This window comes from Pannonibacter carbonis (assembly GCF_003012935.1).
GTDB lineage: Bacteria > Pseudomonadota > Alphaproteobacteria > Rhizobiales > Stappiaceae > Pannonibacter > Pannonibacter carbonis.
In genome coordinates this window covers 136,820-150,140 of record NZ_PUDR01000004.1, presented here as the reverse complement: position 1 = coordinate 150,140, position 13,321 = coordinate 136,820, and the positions used below count along the sequence as shown (strand labels likewise).

13 protein-coding genes are annotated in these 13,321 nt (G+C 63.7%); 11 read left to right on the top strand and 2 right to left on the bottom strand.

What is annotated here, in order from left to right:
• The first annotated feature begins 24 nt into the window (after positions 1-24).
• The 10 genes from obgE to C8348_RS07020 all read left to right on the top strand — a co-directional run bounded on the left by obgE (position 25) and on the right by C8348_RS07020 (position 10,441).
• Positions 25-1,071 carry a GTPase ObgE gene (gene obgE, locus C8348_RS07065; RefSeq protein ID WP_106752603.1) on the top strand — a complete coding sequence of 349 codons (1,047 nt, stop codon included), beginning with the start codon at positions 25-27 and terminating at the stop codon, positions 1,069-1,071.
• Positions 1,059-2,207: a glutamate 5-kinase gene (proB, locus tag C8348_RS07060; protein WP_106752602.1), complete on the top strand. Its 1,149-nt coding sequence runs from the start codon at positions 1,059-1,061 to the stop codon at positions 2,205-2,207. The genes obgE and proB overlap by 13 nt, the downstream gene beginning before the upstream one ends.
• 79 nt (positions 2,208-2,286) lie before the next feature.
• Positions 2,287-3,582 carry a glutamate-5-semialdehyde dehydrogenase gene (locus C8348_RS07055; protein ID WP_106752601.1) on the top strand — a complete coding sequence of 432 codons (1,296 nt, stop codon included), beginning with the start codon at positions 2,287-2,289 and terminating at the stop codon, positions 3,580-3,582.
• 72 nt (positions 3,583-3,654) lie between these two features.
• Entirely contained in the window at positions 3,655-4,251 is a 597-nt protein-coding gene (locus C8348_RS07050) for a nicotinate-nucleotide adenylyltransferase (RefSeq protein WP_106752600.1), read from the top strand.
• Positions 4,252-4,459: 208 nt separating this feature from the next.
• On the top strand, positions 4,460-4,870 hold the full coding sequence (rsfS, locus tag C8348_RS07045; RefSeq protein ID WP_106752599.1) for a ribosome silencing factor: 411 nt from the start codon (positions 4,460-4,462) through the stop codon (positions 4,868-4,870).
• A gap of 58 nt (positions 4,871-4,928) precedes the next feature.
• The gene (rlmH, locus tag C8348_RS07040; RefSeq protein WP_106752598.1) at positions 4,929-5,411 is read left to right on the top strand and encodes a 23S rRNA (pseudouridine(1915)-N(3))-methyltransferase RlmH; all 483 of its coding nucleotides are present in this window, start codon (positions 4,929-4,931) and stop codon (positions 5,409-5,411) included.
• Between the two features lie 499 nt (positions 5,412-5,910).
• Complete coding sequence (locus tag C8348_RS07035; RefSeq protein ID WP_106752597.1) at positions 5,911-7,146, top strand: murein hydrolase activator EnvC family protein; 1,236 nt, start codon at positions 5,911-5,913, stop codon at positions 7,144-7,146.
• On the top strand, positions 7,143-8,483 hold the full coding sequence (locus C8348_RS07030; protein ID WP_106752596.1) for a S41 family peptidase: 1,341 nt from the start codon (positions 7,143-7,145) through the stop codon (positions 8,481-8,483). The genes C8348_RS07035 and C8348_RS07030 overlap by 4 nt, the downstream gene beginning before the upstream one ends.
• A gap of 167 nt (positions 8,484-8,650) precedes the next feature.
• A complete protein-coding gene (locus tag C8348_RS07025) occupies positions 8,651-9,802 on the top strand; it encodes a divergent polysaccharide deacetylase family protein (RefSeq protein ID WP_208983617.1) in 1,152 nt (383 codons plus the stop codon).
• Between the two features lie 108 nt (positions 9,803-9,910).
• A complete protein-coding gene (locus tag C8348_RS07020; protein WP_106752595.1) occupies positions 9,911-10,441 on the top strand; it encodes an RNA pyrophosphohydrolase in 531 nt (176 codons plus the stop codon).
• A 17-nt stretch (positions 10,442-10,458) separates the two neighbouring features.
• Here the strand turns inward: C8348_RS07020 and queG are convergent, their stop codons facing one another.
• Complete coding sequence (queG, locus tag C8348_RS07015; protein ID WP_198646973.1) at positions 10,459-11,640, bottom strand: tRNA epoxyqueuosine(34) reductase QueG; 1,182 nt, start codon at positions 11,638-11,640, stop codon at positions 10,459-10,461.
• Positions 11,637-12,329 (bottom strand): glutathione S-transferase family protein, encoded by a 693-nt coding sequence (locus tag C8348_RS07010; RefSeq protein ID WP_106752594.1) that lies wholly within the window; start codon positions 12,327-12,329, stop codon positions 11,637-11,639. Before C8348_RS07010 ends, queG begins: the two co-directional genes overlap by 4 nt.
• A 180-nt stretch (positions 12,330-12,509) precedes the next feature.
• Between C8348_RS07010 and C8348_RS07005 the strand changes: the two genes are divergently transcribed.
• Entirely contained in the window at positions 12,510-13,316 is an 807-nt protein-coding gene (locus tag C8348_RS07005; RefSeq protein ID WP_106752593.1) for an undecaprenyl-diphosphate phosphatase, read from the top strand.
• The last annotated feature ends 5 nt before the right edge of the window (positions 13,317-13,321 follow it).

Below are 13,321 nucleotides of genomic sequence, written 5' to 3'. Positions count from 1 at the left end.
GGGCGCCAGGGGAACGGACACACGATGAAATTTCTCGACCAGGCCAAGATCTATGTGCGCGCCGGCAATGGCGGCGCCGGTGCCGTCTCGTTCCGGCGCGAGAAGTTCATCGAGTTCGGCGGCCCCGATGGCGGTGACGGCGGACGCGGCGGCGACGTCTGGGTCGAATGTGTCGATGGCCTCAATACGCTGATCGACTACCGCTACCAGCAGCATTTCAAGGCCGGTACTGGCATTCACGGCATGGGCCGCAACCGCTCGGGCGCCAAGGGCAAGGATGTCGTGCTGCGCGTTCCGGTCGGTACCGAGATCCTGGAAGAAGACAACGAGACCCTGATCGCCGACATGACCGAGGTCGGCCAGCGGCTGCTGCTGATCCGTGGCGGCAATGGCGGCTTCGGCAATGCCCAGTTCAAGTCTTCTACCAATCAGGCCCCGCGCCATGCCAACCCGGGCTTGGAAGGCCAGGAAAAATGGATCTGGCTGCGCCTGAAGCTGATCGCCGATGCCGGTCTTGTCGGCCTGCCGAATGCCGGCAAGTCGACGTTCCTCGCCTCGGTATCCTCCGCCAAGCCGAAGATCGCCGACTATCCTTTCACGACGCTGCATCCAAATCTGGGTGTGGTGGAACTGGACGGCCGTGGCTTCGTGTTGGCCGACATTCCGGGACTGATTGAAGGTGCCCACGAAGGCGTCGGCCTCGGCGACCGGTTCCTCGGCCATGTCGAGCGCACCCGCGTGCTGCTGCATCTGGTCGATGGATCAGGTGTGGAAGACCCGGGCGACGCCTACCGGATCATTCGCGGCGAACTGGAAGCCTATGGCAATGGGCTTGACGAGAAGCCCGAGATTGTCGCCCTGTCCAAGGCAGATGCACTCTCGCCGGAACTGAGGGAAGAACGGCTGGCCTCGCTGGAGGCTGCATGCGGTCATCGGCCGCTGATCCTGTCCTCCGCCAGCCGCGAGAACGTCGAGACGGCGCTCCGGATGATCATCCGCGCCATTGACAAGGACAAGGAAGAGGCCGCCAACGAGGTTCCGGCGCGGCCTGAGGAGGGATGGCGTCCGTGAACGAGTTGCGTCAGCTTGCCGATCACAAGCGCATTGTCGTGAAGATCGGGTCCGCGCTTCTGGTCGAAAAGGGCGAGTTGCGCCGGCCCTGGCTAGAGGCCATCGTCGAGGATATCGCGGCCCTTGTTGCAAAGGGCAGCGAGGTTCTGGTCGTCTCGTCCGGCTCGATTGCGCTCGGTCGCGGCGTCCTGGGCCTGCCGAAGGGAGCGCTGAAGCTGGAGGAAAGCCAGGCTTCGGCTGCCGTCGGCCAGATTGCGCTGGCCCAGGCCTATGCCGAGTGTCTCGGGCGCAAGGGGCTGAAGGCGGGCCAGATCCTGCTGACGCTCGGCGATACGGAAGAGCGCCGCCGCTATCTCAACGCCCGCGCCACTATCGGTACGCTGCTGCGCATGGGCGCGGTTCCGATCATCAACGAGAATGACACCGTCGCCACCTCGGAAATCCGCTATGGCGACAACGACCGTCTTGCCGCGCGCGTTGCCACGATGATGAGCGCGGATTGTCTCGTGCTCCTGTCGGATATCGACGGCCTCTATACGGCCCCGCCCGCGACCAATCCGGACGCTGTGTTCCTGCCGGAAGTTCCACGCATCACGGCCGAAATCGAGGCGATGGCCGGCAGCGCCGGATCGGAACTCTCGCGCGGTGGCATGAAGACCAAGATCGACGCCGCCAAGATCGCAACAGCCGCCGGTACGGTCATGGCCATTGCGTCGGGAAAGGTGATGAACCCGCTGAAGGCCATCGACAACGGCACCCGCTGCACGTGGTTCCTCGCGGCCTCTACGCCGGCAACGGCCCGCAAGGCCTGGATCAACGGCCATCTGGAGCCGCGCGGCGAGATCCGCCTCGATGCCGGGGCAGTCTCCGCGTTGAAGTCCGGCAAGAGCCTGCTGCCGGCCGGTGTGGTCGCGGTGGCGGGCAATTTCTCTCGCGGCGACGCGGTCAAGGTCCTGTCGCCGGAAGGCCGGGTGCTGGGCCGTGGGCTGATTGCCTATGACGCGGCAGAGGCACGCATGATTGCCGGCCGCAACAGCCGCGAGATCGAGGCAATCGTCGGGTATCCCGGGCGGGCGGAGATGATCCACCGCGATGACCTGGCACTGGATGACGCTCCGTTCGAGCGGGCGGGATAAGCAGGGATCGCGGCGCATCCGGCCGCGCGCCTGAAGACTGAACGGACGGATCGCCGACTGGCAGATTGGGATGGGGACGATGCTGGACAAGATCAAGGATGCAGCAGGCCAGGGCGACGATGTCGCTGCGTTGATGGCGGCCATGGGCCGCAAGGCGCGTGCCGCAGCCCGCGCCCTTGCGCTGGCCTCCGCGCAGACCAAGAACCAGGCGCTGCTCGCCATGGCCGCTGCGCTTCGCGCCGCGACGCCGGACATTCTTTCTGGCAACGCGCGCGATCTGGACGCCATGCGTGCCAACGGCCAGACCGAGGCCTTTCTGGATCGTGGTACCCTGACCGAGGCGCGGATCGAGGCAATTGCCCGGGCACTGGAAGACATCGCAGCGCTGCCCGATCCGGTCGGCAGCACCATTGCCGCCTGGGAGCGCCCGAACGGCCTGAAGATCGAGCGCGTGCGCACGCCGCTCGGCGTTATCGGCGTCATCTATGAGAGCCGCCCCAACGTGACCGCCGATGCAGGCGCGCTGTGCCTGAAGGCTGGCAATGCCGTCATCCTGCGCGGCGGGTCGGACACGCTGCATTCCAACATGGCCATCCACACGGCGCTGCAGGCAGGGCTTCAGGCCGCCGGCTTGCCGGTTGACGCCATTCAGGTCGTGCCGGTGGCGGATCGCGCTGCGGTCGGCGAAATGCTGGCCGGCCTCAACGGCAATCTCGATGTCATCGTGCCGCGTGGTGGCAAGAGCCTGGTCGCCCGCGTCCAGAGTGACGCCCGGGTCCCGGTCTTCGCGCATCTCGAAGGCATCGTTCACATCTTCCTCGACCGCGCAGCTGATGCTGCGACGGCAAAGTCGGTGATCATCAATTCCAAGCTGCGCCGGACGGGGATCTGCGGCGCGCTGGAGACCTTGCTCGTTGACCGCGCCATTGCGCCGGCCCTGCTGCCGGGCATTGTGGCTGAACTGTCGGCCATGGGCTGCGAGATCCGTGGCGATGCCGAAGTTCAGGCCTTGTGTCCGCAGGCCATTCCGGCAACCGACGAGGACTGGACGACCGAGTATCTCGACAAGATCCTGTCGGTCCGTGTTGTCAGTGGTCTGGATGAGGCCATCGACCACATCGAGACTTTCGGGTCGCATCACACCGACTGCATCCTCACCGAGGATGCGGCGGTAGCGGAGCGGTTCCTCTCGGAAGTGGATTCGGCCATCGTCCTGCACAATGCCTCGACCCAGTTTGCCGATGGCGGCGAATTCGGCATGGGCGGCGAGATTGGCATTGCGACCGGACGTATGCACGCTCGGGGACCGGTCGGTGTTGAACAATTGACCAGTTTCAAGTACCGCGTGCGCGGCGAGGGGCAGACACGGCCGTGAGGCTGGCCCGCGGGAAGGATGACCCCGTCGATGCATGAGCTGAACTGCCCTTCAAGGGTCCACCCTGCGTGGATGAACCTGCCTCATGCCGAAGCGGGCAATCGCATCGGCTTGTTCGGCGGGTCCTTCAATCCGCCCCACTCTGGCCACCGGCTCGTCGCCCAAACCGCGATGCAGCGGTTGGGGCTGGATCAGGTCTGGTGGCTGGTGACGCCTGGAAATCCGCTGAAGGATCATTCCGGACTGGCGCCTCTCGAGCGCCGCATCGCCATGGTATCCGCGATTGCCGATCATCCGCGCATGAAAGTGACCGCCTATGAGGCGGTGCTGGGGACCAGCTATACCGCCAGTACGCTGGCCGGCATCCTGCATCGCCGGCCGGGTGTGTCCTTCTGCTGGATCATGGGTGCGGACAATCTTGCCGGCTTCCATCGCTGGCAAAGTTGGCGCGATATTGTCGAAACCGTGCCGATTGCGGTGGTAAACCGTCCGGGCGCCTCGCTTTCGCCGCTGTTTGCCCCTATGGCTCAGGTTTACGGTCGGGCCCGGGTTCCGGAAAACGAAGCTGGACTGTTGATGCGGTGCCCGGCACCGGCCTGGGTTTTCCTGCATGCGCCACTGGACCCGACGTCCTCGACGGTCCTGCGGCGGGAAGCCGGGCAACGGTGACTGGCGCAAGGTGACTGGCGCAAGCAGCATGGTTGCCGTAAACCGGCGTTAACGATGGCAAGGCATCTGTCTTGAAATTGTAAGGTCCCGGCAGCTATTCTTGATGGCAGGTGGCAGGCAAGGTCTGAAACACTGCCACCCTGTTGGTGAACGGCGGCAAGGCATGCGCATCCGCCACAACTGTTTTTGAAAGGCAGAACACCTGAACATGACCTTTGAAAGCGAGGGGCAGGCTCCGACCGCTCCTCTTCAGTCCGCACTCGGCGACAAAGCCAAGGGCACACTGATTGAAACGATCCTCGCCAGTCTCGATGACGCGAAGGCGGAAGACGTTGTCTCCCTGAACATTGCCGGCAAGAGCGCCTTGGCCGATTACATGGTGATCGTGTCCGGCCGTTCGCACCGTCATGTCGGCGCCATCGCTGACCATCTGCTGCGCGACCTGAAGGAAGCCGGTTACGGCAACCCGCGCGCCGAAGGCCAGTCGCATTGTGACTGGGTGCTGGTGGATGCCGGCGATGTAATCGTGCATGTGTTCCGTCCGGAAGTCCGTGGCTTCTACAACCTGGAACGGATGTGGGCTGCAGATTCGACTGAAACGCCGCACTACGTCGGCTGATTTGCCGGCTGTGCTGCCCTGGACCGGCGGGAACGTTCCCGCCGGAGGCTGATCTGTCATGCGTTACCTGATTGCCGCAGTCGGCCGCATGAAGGCGGGTGCCGACCGCGATCTCCTCGACCGCTATCTCGACCGCGCCCGCAAGACGGGCAAGGGGCTCGGGGTCAGCGCCGTCGATCTGGTCGAACTCGCTGAAAGCCGCGCTGCGCGACCTGAAGACCGAAAGTCCGAAGAGGCAACCGCGCTGCTCGCGGCCCTGTCGCCGCGCGCCAGGCTTGTTGTGCTGGACGAGACCGGCAAGTCCATGACCAGCCCCTCGCTTTCCGACCGCCTTCGCACCTGGATGGACGAAGGCGCACCGGAAATCGCCTTTGCCATTGGAGGCGCCGACGGACACGGCAGTGCCATCCGTGAGCGCGCTGATGTCGTTCTGGCGCTTGGCGCCATGACCTGGCCGCACCAGATCGTCCGCATTCTCATTGCCGAGCAGATCTACCGTGCCTTCACCATCCAGTCCGGTCATCCCTATCATCGGGTCTGACTGAGCCCGTGCGGCGCCTGAGCCTTATCAGGGCGTGATGCGTCAGCATCTCAGCGCCCTGAACACAAGACCAGCCCGAGCGGCGTCTAAGCCTTCTCAGGGCGTGATGCGTCAGCATCTCAGCGTCCTGGGTACAAGATTAGCCCGAGCGGCTTTGGGCGTTTGTAGGAGGCGGTCCGCCTGCATCCTGCCGTATTTCCCCTGCATCAAAGTTCTGCGGGGAAAATGGCGCAAAGGTTTGCGCAGCGGTTACCTTGGTAAACACTTCCTTAACGCCCCCGTCTGATGCTTTGGGGATGAGATGTGCGCTGAACGGATCGTCCGGTCGGCGCAAGGCCGGGACAAGCAACGGGTGCTAGGCAAGGGACAACGGCAGGGCGATGTGAGGAGCCGCGCAAGGCATCTTGCTGCGCTTCTGGGAGCAGCTTGCCTCCTTGCAACCGGTGGGCTGGCGCAGGCGACTGAGCCCGTTACCACGGCCACGGAAGCGCAGCCGGGAATGACACCTGCCGAGATCGAGGCACGCCAGCGCAAGGCCGAGCGGGAAGCCGAACTTGCGACCTTGTCACGCGATATTGAACTGTCTGCCGCCCGTCAGCGCGAGATCGCCCAGGAAATCGCCGCGATTGACCGCGACAGTGCCGAAATCAATGCTGCCGTCCTGCGCACGGCAGGCAAGATCAAGGGACTAGAGGCGGATCTCGCCAACACGGAGCGGCGCTTGCAGCGACTGGCGGAAAACGAGGATGCGGTGCGCGTCTCCCTTTGGGAGCGGCGGGACACGCTGGCCGAAGTGCTGGCCTCCCTGCAGCGCATTGGCAGACGCCCGCCTCCGGCGCTGGCAGTCCGCCCCGCCGACGCGCTGGCCGCAGTCCGTTCGGCGATCCTGCTGAACGCCGTCATGCCTGACCTCAGGATCGAAGCCGAAGCGCTCGCCTCGGATCTTGAGGAACTGACGCGCCTGAAGATTTCCATCGTTTCCGAGAAGGAGCGGCTCGTCGGTGATTCGACGCGGCTGGTCGAGGAGCAATCCCGGCTTGAGCTGTTGATTGCTGCCAAGCGTCAGCAGCGCGAGGCGACGGCCGGCGTATTGACGAGCGAACAGAAGCGCGCCGAGGAACTGGCCGGCAAGGCTGGATCTCTCAAGGAATTGATCGCGAGCCTTGAAGTTGAAATCGCCTCTGCGCGCAAGGCTGCGGAAGCTGCAGCCCGGGCAACAGAACAGCGCCCGACCAGCGGGCGACGGAGCGCCGATCCCTTCGCCGACCCCGGTCGCCTTGCACCTGCGGTTGCCTTTGCCGACACAAAAGGCCAGCTTCCGCGCCCGGTTTCCGGCACCTTGCTGAAGGATTTCGGCCAGGCAGATGATTTTGGCGGAGTGACTGAAGGCCAGTCCATTGCCACCCGTGCCGGCGCGCGCATTACCGCGCCCGGAGATGGCTGGGTGGTCTACTCGGGTCCCTTTAGGTCATTTGGCCAACTCTTGATCCTGAATGCCGGCGATGGCTATCATGTTCTCCTGGCTGGGATGGACAGGATCGATGTGGAACCGGGGCAGTTTGTACTGGCAGGAGAGCCGGTGGGCGTGATGGGTTCCACGCATTGGGCAAGCGCATCGACGATTGCCTTGGGATCGGCAGGTCCTGTCCTGTATGTAGAATTCAGAAAAGATGGCAGTGCGATCGACCCCACACCCTGGTGGGCCCGCACGGAGGAAGAAAAGGTACGCGGATGATTCGGAAAGCTACCCTGCTGTGCACCGGTATCCTGGTCGGCGCCATTGTCGCTACGACGGCCTCCAATCTGCCTCTGCGGCTGAGCGGTGCAGCCAATGCGGCCGCGTCGGATACCTACCGCCAGCTCAACCTGTTCGGCGACGTGTTCGAGCGCGTTCGCTCCGACTATGTCGAAGTGCCTGATGATGCCGAACTGATTGAATCGGCGATCAACGGCATGCTCACCTCGCTGGACCCGCATTCCAGCTACATGTCGCCAAAGACCTTCCGTGACATGCAGGTGCAGACGCGCGGTGAGTTCGGTGGCCTCGGCATCGAGGTGACCATGGAGGAGGGCCTGGTCAAGGTCGTCTCCCCGATCGATGACACACCGGCGTTCAAGGCAGGTGTTCTGTCCGGCGACTTCATCACCCACATCGACGGCGAACAGGTTCAGGGCCTGACCCTGAACGAGGCCGTTGAAAAGATGCGTGGCCCGGTCAAGACCGACATCGAAGTGACGTTGCGCCGCCAGGGCAGAACCGATCCGCTTGTCCTGAAGATTACACGTGATGTGATCAAGATCCGCTCGGTGCGCTGGCGCGAGGAGGGTGATGTCGGCTACGTCCGTGTGACGCAGTTCAACGAGCAGACCTTTGACGGCCTGCAGAAGGGCATTGACGAGATCGTCTCCAAGATCCCGGCGGACAAGCTGAAGGGTTTCGTCATCGACCTGCGCAACAACCCGGGCGGCCTGCTTGACCAGGCCATCGCCGTGTCCGACGCGTTCCTGGAGCGCGGCGAGATCGTCTCCACCCGTGGCCGCAACGCAGAGGAAACCCAGCGTTACAATGCCCGTTCCGGTGATCTCGCCAAGGGCAAGCCAGTGATCGTGCTGGTCAACGGCGGTTCGGCATCCGCTTCGGAAATCGTCGCTGGTGCGCTGCAGGACCATCGCCGGGCGACAGTGCTCGGCACCCGGTCGTTCGGCAAGGGCTCGGTCCAGACCATCATCCCGCTCGGCGCGAATGGTGCAATCCGTCTGACAACGGCGCGCTACTACACCCCGTCCGGCACGTCGATCCAGGCCAAGGGCATTCTGCCGGACATCGAGGTCCTGCAGGACCTGCCGGAAGACATGAAGGGCAATGCCGAGACCAAGGGCGAAGCCGGCCTGCGCGGCCACCTGACCTCTGAAAGCACCGAGGGCAAGGAAGAGTCCGGTAGCCAGGCCTATGTTCCGGCCGATCCGAAGGATGACAAGCAGCTCAACCTCGCGCTGGATCTCCTGCGCGGCGTGCAGATGAACAGCGCTTTCCCGCCGGTCGGTGGCAAGGCTGCGGTCGTCCCCAACTGAGAGCGAGCTGCAGCTCAAGTCTCCGGCCTGCTCCTGTGTGTCGCGTAAGGGAGCCATGTCGGACGCCTTGAGCTGCGGCCTCATATCCCGCAAGGGAACAAAGATGTGCCGGATGACCCCGGCGACAGATCGCCCAGGATGGGCCTCAAGCACTGGCAAGACGCGACATGGCCGGAAATGACCTGACAGCCCCCCTTGGCATGGGCAAGCGGAAGTTCTTCCGCATGCCCTTTGGCCTGATCGGCATGGGTATCATGACGGTCATGCTGATGACCGGACTGGTCTGGATCGGCGTGGTGGAAGATCCGCTCGGCGGCGAGCCCACCGCCTTGGTGCCGCTTGAGCGCACGGTCGAGGGCCTGTCCTCGCGGGATATCGCCGTTGTCGAGCTCAATGCCGACATTCCCGGCGATTCCAAGCCGGACGGTGTGCAGGCGAGGGTCAACACTCTGGGTCCGCGCTTCGAAGAGGCTCCTGTTGGCGCTGAGCTGAACGTAGCCTCGCGCCGTGAATTGTCTGCGCTGCCGGACGACCGCGTCACCGAGCGGGCCGATCATGGTCTCGTGCCGAAAGTCGGCATCGATGGCATCCGGCCGCTGGATCTCTATGCCAAGCAGATTGCAGCCGAACCAGCCTCCGCGCCGCGAATCGCCATCATCATCGGCGGCATCGGCCTGTCGGAAGCCGGCAGCCGCAATGCGCTGGAAAACCTGCCGCCGGATGTCACCTTCGCCCTGGCGCCTTATGGCGACCGGCTTGACCGCTGGATGCGTCAGGCCCGGACATCTGGCCATGAACTGCTGCTGCAACTGCCACTCGAGCCGTTTGATTATCCGGACAATGATCCCGGCCCGCATACGCTTCTGGTCAGCCTGCGCGGCCCTGAATTCATGGACCGGCTCTACTGGTTACTCAGTCGGTTCACCAATTATGTCGGGGTGATCAATCACCACGGCACCCGGTTCACGGCCACCGAGCCATCCATGCAGTATCTCCTTGAGGAGATCACGCGGCGTGGGCTGATGTTTGTCGATGACGGCTCGTCGTCGCGCACGGTTGCTCCCGCCGTTGCAAACGCTGCGCAGACCCCGTTCAGCCGGGTCGACATCGTGCTGGATGCAATCCCGAAAGCCGATGAGATCAATGCTCGCCTGCTGCAACTCGAAGGCCTTGCGCGTTCGCGCGGCACTGCCGTGGCTGCAGGAACGGCATTGCCGGTCACGATCAAGGCTCTGCAGGAATGGTCGCGCGATCTGGAACAACGCGGCCTGATGCTGGTGCCGATCAGTGCGACTGTTGACCGCGCCCCGCAGGGCTGACTCGGCCCAGTATCCGTGCTTTCCTTGCAACGAAACAATCGCTAAACCGGCAGTGGGCGATCCGTTCGGTCGCAACAGACAATCCGCAAGCTCCCCAGGGAGAACTCCGTGCAAGGCCCATTGTTCGACCCCGCCCGGCCTGACGCCATCAATGGCCTGCCCTACCGGCCCTGCGTCGGCGTCATGCTGATCAACCGGGACGGGCTGGTCTGGGCCGGCCGCCGCCATGACGGACATGGCAAGGTCGATCCCGGATTTGCCTGGCAGATGCCCCAGGGCGGGATCGATCCGGGCGAGGACCCGCTCGAGGCCGCCCGGCGTGAACTGTTCGAGGAAACCTCGGTCGCCAGCACCACACTTCTGGCCGAAGCGCCGGACTGGTTCCTCTACGACTACCCGCTGGACGTGATTGCTACGGCGCGACGCGGCAAGTTTCGCGGTCAGGCACAGAAGTGGTTCGCTTTTCGCTTCGAGGGCGATGACAGTGAAATCAACATCCTGACGCCGCCGGATGGGCATTCCCAGGAATTCAGTGACTGGCGCTGGGAGGAAGCCCACCGCCTGCCGGGCCTGATCGTACCGTTCAAGCGTCAGGTCTATGAGGAAGTCGTCACTGCATTCGCGCATCTGACCCGGTAACAACCGGCTCTGCGCGGTCAGCGCGGGATGTCAAAATCGGCAGTTGTCAGCGGCGCCTGCCACTCAGACAGCACATCGTCATCTGTCTCGGCGGATGCCAGCCTTTCACGCACTGCGTCAAGTTCGGCAACCGGCAGCAACCGGCCAAGTGCCCATGCCGCCGCCCCCCGCACCACTGGCGCGGTATCGCTGGCAAGGCGCAAGACTTCTGGGATCAGGCTCCTGTCACCACTGTTGCCCGCTGCGATGAGGCAATTGCGCAGGAACCGGTCGCGGCCGATGCGCTTGATCGGCGAGCCGGAGAATTTTTGCCGAAAACCCGCGTCATCGAGGTGCAGCAAATCAGCCAGCGGCGGATCAACGAGATCTGCCCGTGCCTGCAGCTTGGCCTCCTGAGCCACTTGGGCGAATTTGTTCCAGGGGCAGGCCGCCAGGCAGTCATCGCAGCCGTAGATCCGGTTGCCCATGGGCTGCCTGAACTCATGCGGGATAGGCCCGGCGTGTTCGATGGTGAGATAGGACAGGCAGCGGCGGGCATCGAGCCGGTAGGCCTCGGGAAAGGCATCGGTCGGGCAGGCTGTGAGGCAAGCCTTGCAGGAGCCGCAGTGGTCGACCTCGGATGCGTCTGGATCCAGCTCTGCAGTCGTGAAGATCGAGCCGAGAAAGAACCATGACCCCAGTTGCCGCGACACCAGATTGGTGTGCTTGCCCTGCCATCCTGCGCCGGCGGCCGCGGCCAGCGGCTTCTCCATCACGGGGGCCGTATCCACGAACACCTTCACATCGCCGCCGGTCCGGGAGACAAGAAAGCCGGCCAGTTCCTTCAGCTTGCCCTTGATGATGTCGTGATAGTCACGATGGCGGGCATAGACCGATATGCCGCCGACTGAGGGGTCGGCCAGATGCGTCAGCGGATCCCGGTCGGGACCATAGTTCATCGTCAGGATCAGGATCGAGCGAACCTCGGGCCACAAGACGCAGGGATCGGCGCGGCGGTCCTCGGTCTCAGCCATCCACGCCATCGAGCCGTGGCAGCCGGCGTCGAGAAATTGCCTTAGGCGAGCAGGAGCCTCCGGAATGGCGTCCGGGCGGGTGACCGACAGGGAACTGAACCCGAGCGACTGTGCCTTGGCATCCAGTGCCGCCCGCAGTTTGCGCCCGGCTGACCGGGACGCAGCCTCTGGTGTGCCCGCTGTCAGAAGTCGAGGTCCGCGTAGCTGTGCGCCGGCGGCATGCCGAGCATCTTTTCGGCCAGGAGGGGCCGGAAGCTCGGGCGTGACTTCACCCGTGCATACCAGGCCTTGACGTTGTCCTCTTCCGCCCACGGCACCTCGCCCAGATAGTCGGCGCAGGAGAATTCGGCGGCCAGGGCAAAATCTGCAAAGCTCAGGCGGTCACCGGCCAGCCATTTGCGCGAAGCTGCAAGATAGCCGAAATAGCGCATGTGGTGGTGAATGTTCGCACGCGCGATGCGCAGGATCGCCGAATCCGGTTCGCCGCCGCCAACGGAGCGAGGCATGTCCTGCTTGTAGATCCGCTCGCGCACGAAATGGCCCACCACTTCGTCGTCGAACTTGCGCAGCGCCCAGTCGACCAGGCGGCGCGTTTCGGCCCGGCGGTCCGGGTGATCGGGCATCAGCCGGCGGTCGGCCATGGCGTAGCCGCGCGTTTCGTCGAGATATTCCATGATCGGCAACGGGCCACAGATCGGCGGTCCGTCATTCTCGACCAGCACCGGAACGGTCCCGGCCGGATTGAGCATCAGGAATTCCCGATGCCGCTCCCACGGGTTGACGGACTTCAGCTCGAAGTTTGCCCCGTACTCACCGAGCAGCAGGCGCACAAAACGGGCAGACGGAGAGAACGGATGATGATAGAGCGTGAGCATTAAGTTGATTGGACCTTCAGCGCCGCGGCCCCCCAGCGCGCGGACACCAGATTAGTAGGATATGGTTAGCATCCTGTTTCCGTCCCGCCGCCTTCCGGCCGCCGCGAAGCCCCGCATAGATCACGCCGAGCCAGTTGATTCAATCCCATCCGTGAAAGTCTTTTCGAGGAGCCAATTGTCATGACGAGCGACACCATTGTCAGCGCCTTCCTGCTCGGAATTGTCGAAGGCCTGACGGAATTCATTCCCGTTTCCTCGACCGGACACTTGCTGCTTCTGGGCCATTTCCTCGGCTTCGAAAGCACCGGCAAGACCTTTGAGGTTCTGATCCAGCTCGGTGCGATCCTCGCCATCCTGTCTGTCTATTTCGGTCGCCTGTGGAAAGTTTTCGTCGGCCTTCCGCATGACCCGGCTGCCCGCCGCTTTGCGGCCAGCGTTCTTCTAGCCTTTTTCCCGGCAGTGGTGATCGGCGTTCTGGCGCATGATTTCATCAAGACGGTGCTGTTCGAATCACCGACGCTTGTCTGCGTTACCCTGATCCTGGGCGGCTTTGTTCTTCTGGCCGTTGACCGCCTGCCGCTGACACCGCGCTATACCAATGCGATGGACTATCCGCTTGGGCTCAGCCTTGCCATCGGCTTCTGCCAGTGCCTTGCCATGGTTCCGGGTGTGTCGCGGTCCGGCGCGACCATTGTCGGCGCCCTGCTGATGGGCACGGACAAGCGCTCGGCGGCGGAATTCTCGTTCTTCCTGGCCCTGCCAACCATGGCCGGTGCCTTCGCCTATGATCTCTACAAGAACCGCGACGTGCTCTCGATGGACGATGCAGCCATCATCGGCATCGGTTTTGTCACGTCCTTCATTGCTGGCGCCTTCGTGGTCAAGACGCTGCTCGACTTCGTCAGCCGCCACGGCTTTGCGCCCTTCGCCTGGTGGCGCATCATCGTTGGCGGCGTCGGCCTCGCCGCGCTTTATGCGTTCGGTTGAGGCGG

What these genes read in the sequence shown, in the direction of transcription:
- C8348_RS07025 (WP_208983617.1), top strand. Translation starts at nt 8,651, where the DNA reads ATGGCCGGAAATGACCTGACAGCCCCCCTTGGCATGGGCAAGCGGAAG.
- rlmH (WP_106752598.1), top strand. Translation starts at nt 4,929, where the DNA reads ATGCGTTACCTGATTGCCGCAGTCGGCCGCATGAAGGCGGGTGCCGAC.
- proB (WP_106752602.1), top strand. Translation starts at nt 1,059, where the DNA reads ATGGCGTCCGTGAACGAGTTGCGTCAGCTTGCCGATCACAAGCGCATT.
- C8348_RS07055 (WP_106752601.1), top strand. Translation starts at nt 2,287, where the DNA reads ATGCTGGACAAGATCAAGGATGCAGCAGGCCAGGGCGACGATGTCGCT.
- obgE (WP_106752603.1), top strand. Translation starts at nt 25, where the DNA reads ATGAAATTTCTCGACCAGGCCAAGATCTATGTGCGCGCCGGCAATGGC.
- rsfS (WP_106752599.1), top strand. Translation starts at nt 4,460, where the DNA reads ATGACCTTTGAAAGCGAGGGGCAGGCTCCGACCGCTCCTCTTCAGTCC.
- C8348_RS07030 (WP_106752596.1), top strand. Translation starts at nt 7,143, where the DNA reads ATGATTCGGAAAGCTACCCTGCTGTGCACCGGTATCCTGGTCGGCGCC.
- C8348_RS07035 (WP_106752597.1), top strand. Translation starts at nt 5,911, where the DNA reads ATGACACCTGCCGAGATCGAGGCACGCCAGCGCAAGGCCGAGCGGGAA.
- C8348_RS07005 (WP_106752593.1), top strand. Translation starts at nt 12,510, where the DNA reads ATGACGAGCGACACCATTGTCAGCGCCTTCCTGCTCGGAATTGTCGAA.
- C8348_RS07010 (WP_106752594.1), bottom strand. Translation starts at nt 12,329, where the DNA reads ATGCTCACGCTCTATCATCATCCGTTCTCTCCGTCTGCCCGTTTTGTG.
- C8348_RS07050 (WP_106752600.1), top strand. Translation starts at nt 3,655, where the DNA reads ATGAACCTGCCTCATGCCGAAGCGGGCAATCGCATCGGCTTGTTCGGC.